Below are 1,768 nucleotides of genomic sequence, written 5' to 3' on the forward strand. Positions count from 1 at the left end.
TTTTTTGGAGTTCCCGATTTTGTAGTTGGTCAAGATGCCTCCAAGTCTGAAAGAAACGTCTTTGGCATAATAGCTAAACTTGGCGCTGAAATTGGCAAAAAGGTCATTGATATCAGAAAAAGGGTCCGCGGGATAAACGCCACAATTAGCGGAAGCCCTCTTTATCCTGTTTGCGGCCTTCCCGGTGGTATCTCAAAGGCCTTAAGCAGGGAAGATAGGGATAGTATAAAGGCCGTAACGAGAGATGCGGTAGAATTTGCGAAGTTTACACTGAAGATATTTGATGATGTAGTTCTCAAGGACAAAAAATATATCGATTTAATCACTGGTGATACCTACTATCACAAGACTTATTACATGGGCCTGGTAGATGAGGAAAACAAGGTAAATTTTTATGATGGGAAGATAAGGATTGTTGATCCAGAAGGGAAGGAGGTAATGATATTTGCGGCACAGGACTATCTGAAACATTTGGAAGAACGGGTTGAACCATGGAGCTATGTAAAAATGCTCTACTTAAAAGATATCGGCTGGAAGGGATTCATCGACAGCAAAGATAGCGGGATCTACAGGGTTGCTCCTCTTGCCAGGCTGAACGTATCTGACGGAATGGCTACGTCCCTGGCACAGGGCGAGTATGAGAGGCTGTTCGGGCTGCTTGGAGGAAAACCTGTTCATAGCACATTAGCCTATCATTGGGCCAGGCTTGTTGAAAGTCTATATGCGGCAGAGAGGATGGTTGAGCTTGCCGAAGACGACGATATTGCCGATCCTAAGGTAAGGAACATTCCTAAAGAGACTCCTAAGGAAGGCATAGGTGTCTGTGAGGCCCCAAGAGGAACGCTTTTCCATCACTATGAAACAGACGAGTCCGGGATGGTACAAAAAGTAAACCTGTTGGTTGGTACACAGAATAACGCTGCATCTATTTGTATGTCAATTGAAAAGGCTGCTCGCCTACTTATAAGGCATGGTAATGTTTCTGATGGCATACTCAATATGATAGAAATGGCATTCAGGGCCTATGATCCATGTCTTGCCTGCGCAACACATAGCCTTCCTGGCGAAATGCCTATGATTATAAGTATATATGACAAGAAAAAAGAGTTGGTAAAAGAGATAAGGAGAGACTGATAGCCAAGATGAAGAGAACCTTGCTTTTAGGTATTGGCAATACGATAAGAGGGGATGATGGCGTGGGGATCTTTACGGCAAGGGCATTAAAAAAAGAAATACATTATACTAATATCCATATAATGGGAACACAAGAGATATGCATTAATTTACTGGATATAATTGCGGATTATGAAAAGGTAATAATAATCGATTCCATCCGTACTGGGCATAAAGAACCAGGGTATATTTATCGGTTTGCCAGCTTAGAGAGCAATCTAATGGGATTTGCTAAAGATAGATTCGGGACTTTCATAGAGCCATACTCATCGCATCAAATAGGCTTGGCTACAATTATAAATATGGCAAACAATTTTTATATTCATATGCCAAAAGATATAACCATTTTTGCAATAGAGATAGAAAATGGAGATTTCTTTAGTGATACTCTTACTCCAAAGATTAGGGCAAGCATTCCTGAACTGGTGAATATAATTAAGCAAGAGCTATTTATAAAGTAAATATTCGGTGAACCCGTTATATCCTGCCTTGAAGCGGTTACCTTTTTTCGGGTTTCAAAGCTCACTCATCGCAGACCGGAGAGGCAGTGCAATCCGGCCCGCGATCGAAACCCTGCAAAAGGCAAACCGCTTCT

At 41.9% G+C, this 1,768-nt stretch carries 2 protein-coding genes; both read left to right on the top strand.

The features are described from left to right. On the top strand, positions 1-1,134 hold a 1,134-nt coding region (locus C4B57_08040), incomplete at its 5' end, for a Ni/Fe hydrogenase subunit alpha (GenBank protein ID PXF54232.1). An 8-nt stretch (positions 1,135-1,142) separates the two neighbouring features. Further along, positions 1,143-1,634, top strand: a complete 492-nt coding sequence (locus C4B57_08045) for a hypothetical protein (GenBank protein ID PXF54233.1) — start codon at positions 1,143-1,145, stop codon at positions 1,632-1,634. The last annotated feature ends 134 nt before the right edge of the window (positions 1,635-1,768 follow it).

Source organism: Deltaproteobacteria bacterium, assembly GCA_003194485.1.
Classification (GTDB): Bacteria; Desulfobacterota; Dissulfuribacteria; order Dissulfuribacterales; family UBA3076; genus UBA3076.